The organism is Roseibium denhamense (assembly GCF_009711415.1).
GTDB lineage: Bacteria > Pseudomonadota > Alphaproteobacteria > Rhizobiales > Stappiaceae > Roseibium > Roseibium denhamense.
The window spans coordinates 49,858-57,500 of sequence record NZ_SMLZ01000087.1 but is presented as its reverse complement, the minus strand read 5'-3'; the positions used below and the strand labels follow the sequence as shown (position 1 = coordinate 57,500).

Here is a 7,643-nt window from a genome sequence, read left to right as displayed (position 1 = left end):
GCGAGTGGGCCCCGGCTCTCCGCTCCGCTGCGGCCGGGGTGACAGCTGGGGGGATGGCGTTGCGAAATATGCAGTCTGTCACCCCGGACTTGATCCGGGGTCTACTCATTTCCAGAGCCGCCGGGAAAGGCACGGGCCCGCCACACCCTCTGGCCGTCATCCCCGCTTCATGCGGGGATCCATTTGTACCCGAGGGTGCTGAGAGGACCTCTGCGCGGCGGCCCGGCCATGAGCTCAAACTGTTCTCTGGCCAATGCCAAGCGGTGGAGTAGATCCCCGCACGAGGCGGGGATGACGGCTGGAGCACGTTCAAGACTTTTTCGTCCGCGCCGTCGTTATTGCCCGGCTTAAGAGCCTGCCTCAAACTTGCCACAGGTCCCGTTCGGTCTTGGAGGGGCTGCACAATCTGCCATGGCTCCACCAAGCGGGACAGCGAGTGGGCCCCGGCTCTCCGCTCCGCTGAGGCCGGGGTGACATCCGGGGAATTGCCAGGGCTTTCCCGCACCCAAAAGCAACCCCGGATGTGATCCGGGACCATTCGTTCCCAGAGTTGCCGGGAGAGGCATGACCCCACGCCCACCCTCGGACGTCATCCCCGCCTTGTGAGGGGATCCATACCGAGAGGTTTCCTCCCAACCAGCAGTGCTTATGGCGAGGAACCGGACCGGGTCCCATGGTCGGGCCACAGGATGACGGAATAGGGGCAGAGGCGGTGCTATGATCGAGGGCCGTTGCTGGCGGGAGGCAAAAACAAAAAACCCGGATCTTTCGACCCGGGCTTTTCAATCTCATGCCACCTAGACACTCAGAAACCTTACGCGCTTTCTTTTTTGCTCGCGCGTTCGGCACGTTTGCGCTCGTGCGGGTCGAGCTCGGCCTTGCGCAGGCGGATTGAGTCCGGGGTGACTTCCACCAGCTCGTCATCGGCAATGTAGGACAACGCAGCTTCCAGCGTCAGGCGGATCGGGGTGGTGAGTTTCACCGCATCGTCCTTGCCGGCAGAGCGGATGTTGGTCAGCTGCTTGCCTTTCAGGACGTTGACTTCCAGATCGTTGCCGCGCGTATGCTCGCCGATGATCATGCCCGGATAGACCTTGGTGCCCGGATCGATCATCATGGGGCCGCGGTCTTCCAGGTTGAACAGGGCGTAGGCAACCGCTTCGCCCGTGCCGTTGGACAGGAGCACGCCGGTGTGGCGGCCCTGGATCGGGCCCTTGTAGGGCTCATAGGCATGGAACAGGCGGTTGAAGATCGCAGACCCGCGCGTGTCGGACATCAGTTCGGCCTGATAGCCGATGAGACCGCGCGTCGGGGCATGGAACACAAGCCGCGTGCGTCCGCCGCCGGACGGTTTCATTTCCAGAAGATCGGCCTTGCGCTCCTGGAGTTTCTGGACAACGGCGCCGGAAAATTCTTCATCAACATCGATGATGACTTCCTCAATCGGCTCCAGGCGGTTGTTTTGGTCGTCATACTGATAGACGACGCGCGGACGGCCAACACCAAGCTCAAAGCCTTCCCGGCGCATGTTCTCGATCAGGATGGCCAGCAGAAGTTCCCCGCGGCCGGAAACGATAAAGGCGTCCGGCTCGTCGGTCTCTTCCACTTTCAAGGCAACATTGCCCTCGGCTTCCTTCATCAGGCGTTCGCGGATGACACGCGACTGCACTTTTGAGCCTTCCGTTCCCGCAAGCGGGCTGTCATTGACCCTAAACGTCATGGACAGTGTCGGCGGATCAATCGGCTGGGCCTGGATCGGATCGGCAATCGACTGGGCGCAGAGCGTGTCGGCAACGGTCGCCTTGGTCAGGCCAGCAATGGCGACGATGTCGCCGGCTTCGCCCTTTTCGATCGGCTGGCGCTCCAGGCCCCGGAAAGCGAGGATTTTGGAGACACGGCCCGTTTCGATCTGTTTTCCGTCGCGCGACAGGGCCTTGATCGGCATGTTCGGCGTTGCGGTTCCAGAGGCGATACGGCCTGTCAGGATCCGGCCCAGGAACGGATCGGATTCAATGGTGGTGGCAAGCAGCTTGAAGTCACCATCGCCGGATTCCGGCGGGGACACCTTGTCGAGAACCATGTCGAACAGCGGTTCCATGCCGTCCTGCGGTCCGTCCGGGTCAAGCGCCATCCATTCCTGTTTCGCCGACCCGTAAAGAACCGGGAAGTCGAGCTGGTCTTCATTGGCGTCGAGGGAGGCGAACAGGTCAAAGACTTCATCCAGAACCTCGTCCGCGCGCTGCTCGGGCTTGTCGATCTTGTTGATCGCAACAATCGGCTTCAGGCCAAGTTTCAATGCCTTGCCAAGAACGAACTTGGTCTGCGGCATCGGGCCTTCGGCGGCATCCACCAGAAGGATCACACCGTCGACCATGTGCAAGATACGCTCGACCTCGCCACCGAAATCGGCGTGGCCCGGTGTGTCGACGATGTTGATGCGGGTGTCTTTCCACACCAGCGACGTAACCTTGGCCAGGATGGTGATGCCACGCTCCCGCTCGATGTCGTTGGAGTCCATCATGCGCTCTTCGGTGCGCTGATTGTCACGGAAAGCCCCGGACTTCTTCAAGAGGACGTCGATAAGAGTGGTTTTGCCATGGTCAACGTGGGCGATGATGGCAATATTACGCAAGTTCATGAGAGGGCTCCAAAAGACAGCGCGGGCCCATTTGGGACCCGCAGCCTGCCTCGAGAAAGTGTAACGTGCCGGCGCTTGGTGCCGGATTTGGCGCCTTTATACGCGTGCCGTCCCGATTGTGCAATGCGATGTCATTTGTGCGCATTGACAGGCAGCAGGTGCTCCCCTAATTCGTAAGGTAACCTTATTAATTGTGGAGCGGCAATGACGCGTCCGGGACCCAATGTTGGTGTTACCATGCTCGTCGTCGACCTGGCGCGGATGCTGCGCCGGCGGTTTGAAGCGGCCTTGGCGGAAGTTGAGACCGGGCTCACGGTGGGCGAAGCGCGCACATTGTTTTATGTCTGGCGTCTGCCGGGCCAGCGTCAGGCCGCTTTGGCCGATGCCATGTATGTCGAGCCGATGACCCTTGTCGGCTACCTGGATTCCCTGGAAAAGGCTGGTCTGATCAACCGCTGCGCCGATCCCAGGGACAAGCGCGCCAAGCTGGTGGAGCTGACACCGCTGGCCGACCCGCTCCTTGAGCGGATTGGAAATGCCCTTACAGATGTGAGATCTACGGCATTGTCCGGGCTGGATGATCAGGACAAGACGACTCTTGAGGCGCTTTTGCAGACGATGAAAGACAGCCTGCTTCTGGACGCCGCCAAATGGAAACAGCCGTGACTTCTTCGGTTATGACCGCACGGCGGACATCGCTGCTGGGGGCCGGGCTGGTGGCAATCGGCCCCGTGTCGATGGCGCTCTACACTCCTGCCATGCCTGCCCTGGTCGAAGCCTTCGGAACGACGGATGTCGCCATCAAGTTGACGCTTACGGCCTATTTCGTCGGATTTGCCCTTGCGCAGCTTGTCTGCGGTCCGCTGGCCGATGCGTTCGGGCGCAAGCCCATGACCCTCATGTTCCTGGGGCTTTATGTTGTCTCCAGTATCTTCGCCACGTTCGCACCGACAATTGAGTTCATGATTGCCGCCCGCGGCTTTCAGGGTGTTGGTGCTGCCATCGGCATTGCCGTGTCCCGTGCAATGGTGCGCGATCAGTTTACCGGCCAGGCATCGGCCCGGATCATGAACACGATTGCGATGATGCTGGCGCTTGGGCCCGCGGTTTCACCGACCATCGGCGGCTTCGTGCTTGAGATTTTCGGCTGGCAGGAAGTCTTCTGGTGCATGATCATCTACGGTGCCGTATTGATGGTGGCCGTCACCGTTTTCCAATCGGAAACGAACCCCAATCCGGGGCTGCAACACCTTAATCCGCGTCTCCTTGCCGCAAATTACGTCAATTTACTGCGCGACCCCCGTTTCATGGCGCCGGGATTGCTGGTCGGGTGCGGACTGGGCAACCTTTACGCGTTGACGACGGTGCTGCCATTTCTTCTGATCTACGATGTCGGCCTGTCACCGTCCGAATTCGGCATCGTCATGATCCTGCAGTCCGGGTCGTTCATCGTCGGCACAATCATCACCGGACGGTTGCTGAAACATATGAATGCCAAGCGCCTCGTTCCATTTGGAATGGGTATGCTGCTTCTCTCATCCGCCTTGATGTGCATCACGACACTGACAATCGACCCGAGCGTTGTGTCGGTCATGGGGCCGGTCATGCTGTTCGTCTTCGCGCTTGCCTTCGTTCTGCCCGCCAGTTTCACCGAGGGGCTGGCGGCCTTTCCGCATATCGCGGGCGCAGCGTCCTCGCTGATGGGGTTTTTGCAATTTGGCGGCGGGATCGTTGCGAGCCTTGCGGTTGCCGCCATCGGAGATCCTGCGCTTGGCAAGGCATTCATCCTGTCGGCCATGCCCGCCATCGGAGTTGCAGCGTATCTGATGCTGAAAAGCCGGATTGTGGAACCGGCCGCCGCCGAATAATCCCTTACCGTGCCGCTGACAGCCATCAAAGCACGGCTTGACCAGTTCGCCTCAACCGGGCATCTGTCCCAAAACGACAAGAGGTAAGGCTCAATGGCACAGCGCCCGGCTTATCAGCTCCCGCACACCCGCCCCCATGTCATGGGTGTTTTAAACCTGACACCGGACTCCTTTTCAGATGGCGGCCGACATAATGCTGCCGAGGCAGCGCTGGCACATGCGCGCAAGATGATCGGCGAAGGTGCGGATATACTGGATTTGGGCGGTGAAAGCACACGGCCGGGCGCCACCCCTGTTTCCCTCGAAGAAGAATGGTCCCGGATCGAACCGGTGATCGGCGGTGTTGTGGCACGCGGCATTCCGGTCTCCATTGATACCTACAAGGCGGAAATTGCGCGCCGGGCCTGCGCGGCCGGGGCTGCGATCATCAATGACGTTTGGGGGCTTCAAAAAGATCCTGCGATGCCGGAAACAGCCGCGGAGGCCGGTGTCCATGTGGTGATGATGCACAACCGTCTTGAAGCAGATCCCGCCCTGGACATCCTGTCGGACATGGACCGGTTCTTCGAGGTCTCCATGAGCCTTGCGGACAAAGCCGGCATTCCGCGCTCAAAGCAGATCCTGGATCCGGGGTTTGGCTTTGGCAAAACGATCGACCAGAATTTCGTCATTCTCAACCGGTTCGATCACTTGAAGAAACACGGTCTGCCGGTTCTGGCCGGGGCATCGCGCAAACGGATGATCGGGGCTGTGCTGAATGTCGAAACCGATGAGAGGTTGTTTGGGTCCCTTGCCGTTCACATGATGGCGCTCCAAATGGGAGCCGACATCGTGCGTGTGCATGATGTACGTCCGCATGCGGATTGCGCGCGTATGATGGAAGCATGTCGGCTTGAAAAGGTTCCCGCTTAAATGACAGATACGTCCGCCGGAAACGCCGCTCCGACCCGCTGTGCGCTGGGTCTCGGCTCAAATATCGGCGACACAAGAGCTCATCTGGACAAGGCCGTGGAGTGCCTTGGCGCAACAGATGGAATTACAGTGGTTGCCAGGTCCTCCGATTACCGGACCCCGCCATGGGGCCCTGTTTCGCAGGATGACTTCCGCAACATGTGCCTTCTCGTCGATACGACCTTGCCGCCGCGCAAGCTTCTGGAGTGCTGCCTTGCCATCGAAGCAGAGATCGGCCGCGTGCGCGATATCCGCTGGGGGCCGAGAGTCATCGACATCGACGTGTTGCTCTATGGCGCGCAAACGGTCGATGAGCCGGATCTTGAGCTGCCCCATCCGCGCATGGGCGAGCGGGCCTTTGTGCTCGTTCCGCTGTCCGAAATCTGGCCCGACGCCCCGCTTGCCGATGGCCGCACGGCATCTGAAGCTTTGCTGACATGTCCGGATCTTGAAGGTGTGGTGAAGCTGGAGGCCTAAGTCCTGAGCCTAGAGCCTCGGGGTTTCTGATTAAACCCCGTCCATCCGGGATCCGGTCCATACGGGAAATTAACAATTTTCGGCCAAGGTGCGCCCGCAACAAGGGTGGTGCCATGCGTTCGACAGCCAGCATGTTCATGAAGGCAAGAAGCCGTCTCAAGCCGACCCGCGAGAGCCTGCTTTTCAGTGTCCTCGCGGTCCTCCTACCAAACTCGGTCTATATCCTCCTGAGCCTTCTGTATTGTCCGGTGCGGACGCCGCTGATCCTCGGCCTGTCGGGCGTTTGCCTTGCCGGATTGTTCCTGCCGAGGTTCTTGTTTTTCATACTGCTTCTGATCGTGATGGTGCTCGACGCTCTGCTTTTGGTGGCAGGGTTTTTCCAAATGCCGATCCCGATGCTGTTCGATTCCCTTCAGTATGCCGGGAACATCAGTATTTCGAGTTCCATCACCTATCTAGCGCTTCTCGGACTGCTCACAGCGTCCTTCATCGCGACATTCATTGTGGTGTCTGAGGCAAAGAAAAACCGAAATGCAATCAACCTCTTCCTGTTCATTGGGGTTCTGTTTTCCTATGCGGGCATTGATTGGTGGCTGAATTCGGAACCGCATGCAGTCGAAACGGTCCGCAACAGGTTTGTCGAACCGTTTTCTCCAATCAGCGATGCCGCCAGTCTTCACACTGGCCTGGGCGGGGACATGGCGGAGCAAAAGCCGCGCAACATCCTGATTGTGATGGTTGAGGGGCTTGGAGCCTTTACGTCAGAAGAGTTGCAGAACATTGTCTGGGGGCCTCTTCTTGAGAGCGATGTTCGTTCCGGCTATGCCGTCGAAACCGGGAGCGCCGTTTATTTTGGCTCGACCACCGCTGGCGAGGTCCGGGAGCTTTGTCATGTAAAGGGGGACTACCGGGATTTCAGGGATCGGGACACCGCTGACTGCCTGCCGGCGCAAGCCGCCGCAGCCGGTTACAAGACCGCAGCTTTTCACGCATTTACCGGAGCATTCTTCGAGCGGTTCGACTGGTTCCCGAAGATCGGTTTTCAGGCTCTCTTTTTTATGGAGAACCGCCTTGGCATTGAAGAAGATGTCAAGCTTGAGGAGTGTGGTCTCTCTTTCCGCGGCCTGTGCGATACGGATGCCGGAACGGCGGTGGAGCAGTATCTTCTCCAAGATCCTGCGGCACGAAAATTCGTTTATTGGTTAACACTTAACTCCCACAAGCCAATTCGTGTCGGGGAGGTGCCTGCACGGCTGGGCTGCGAGGAGGGCGGCAACGTGTTTGGCGATGTCGAGCTTTGCCGCATGAGTGATCAATGGCTCAACATTTCCCACATCGTGCGTGATATCGCCCTTAATCCGGATATCGCAGAAACAGAGGTTCTCGTCGTCGGCGATCACCATCCGCCGTTGTTTACCCGCAGCGGGCGCAAGTTGTTTCAGCCGGGACGTGTTGCATGGCTTCATCTGAAGCCTAAAGCAGCTGGCGGTCAGGACGTCACGGCGTTTTTGCCTGATGTGCTGCGGGGCAGTGCCGACTAAATCAACCGGTGTGGCATCAGACGGGAATACGAAGTAGCCGAACATCTTCGGGTATTCAATACAAATGCCCGGTCTTTCTATAGCGTGTCGCGTTTATTTAAATTCAGGCAACATCAGGTTTTGCGTAGGAGGCACAGCCGAGTGGCAGCGAAACCTGATTCCGTTTAA

Annotated in this window: 6 protein-coding genes; 5 read left to right on the top strand and 1 reads right to left on the bottom strand. The window is 59.0% G+C overall.

What is annotated here, in order from left to right; genetic code table 11:
* Nucleotides 1–814: 814 nt before the first annotated feature.
* Entirely contained in the window at nt 815–2,638 is a 1,824-nt protein-coding gene (typA, locus tag E1180_RS03115) for a translational GTPase TypA (RefSeq protein WP_155189624.1), read from the bottom strand.
* Nucleotides 2,639–2,842: 204 nt separating this feature from the next.
* On the opposite strand from typA, the gene E1180_RS03110 reads away from it, so the two are divergent.
* The 5 genes from E1180_RS03110 (at nt 2,843) to E1180_RS03090 (ending at nt 7,475) form a co-directional block, all read left to right on the top strand.
* A complete protein-coding gene (locus E1180_RS03110) occupies nt 2,843–3,304 on the top strand; it encodes a MarR family winged helix-turn-helix transcriptional regulator (RefSeq protein WP_155189623.1) in 462 nt (153 codons plus the stop codon).
* Nucleotides 3,301–4,506: a multidrug effflux MFS transporter gene (locus tag E1180_RS03105; RefSeq protein ID WP_208996891.1), complete on the top strand. Its 1,206-nt coding sequence runs from the start codon at nt 3,301–3,303 to the stop codon at nt 4,504–4,506. The genes E1180_RS03110 and E1180_RS03105 overlap by 4 nt, the downstream gene beginning before the upstream one ends.
* Nucleotides 4,507–4,599: 93 nt before the next feature.
* Nucleotides 4,600–5,418, top strand: coding sequence for a dihydropteroate synthase (gene folP / locus E1180_RS03100; RefSeq protein WP_208996890.1), 819 nt, complete (start codon nt 4,600–4,602; stop codon nt 5,416–5,418).
* Nucleotides 5,419–5,934, top strand: coding sequence for a 2-amino-4-hydroxy-6-hydroxymethyldihydropteridine diphosphokinase (folK, locus tag E1180_RS03095; protein ID WP_155189621.1), 516 nt, complete (start codon nt 5,419–5,421; stop codon nt 5,932–5,934).
* A 113-nt stretch (nt 5,935–6,047) separates the two neighbouring features.
* Nucleotides 6,048–7,475 (top strand): sulfatase-like hydrolase/transferase, encoded by a 1,428-nt coding sequence (locus E1180_RS03090; protein ID WP_155189620.1) that lies wholly within the window; start codon nt 6,048–6,050, stop codon nt 7,473–7,475.
* Nucleotides 7,476–7,643 lie beyond the last annotated feature (168 nt).

Bases quoted from the DNA above. Each gene is read 5' to 3' on its own strand.
- folK (WP_155189621.1), top strand. From the start codon at position 5,419: ATGACAGATACGTCCGCCGGAAACGCCGCTCCGACCCGCTGTGCGCTG.
- folP (WP_208996890.1), top strand. From the start codon at position 4,600: ATGGCACAGCGCCCGGCTTATCAGCTCCCGCACACCCGCCCCCATGTC.
- E1180_RS03110 (WP_155189623.1), top strand. From the start codon at position 2,843: ATGACGCGTCCGGGACCCAATGTTGGTGTTACCATGCTCGTCGTCGAC.
- typA (WP_155189624.1), bottom strand. From the start codon at position 2,638: ATGAACTTGCGTAATATTGCCATCATCGCCCACGTTGACCATGGCAAA.
- E1180_RS03090 (WP_155189620.1), top strand. From the start codon at position 6,048: ATGCGTTCGACAGCCAGCATGTTCATGAAGGCAAGAAGCCGTCTCAAG.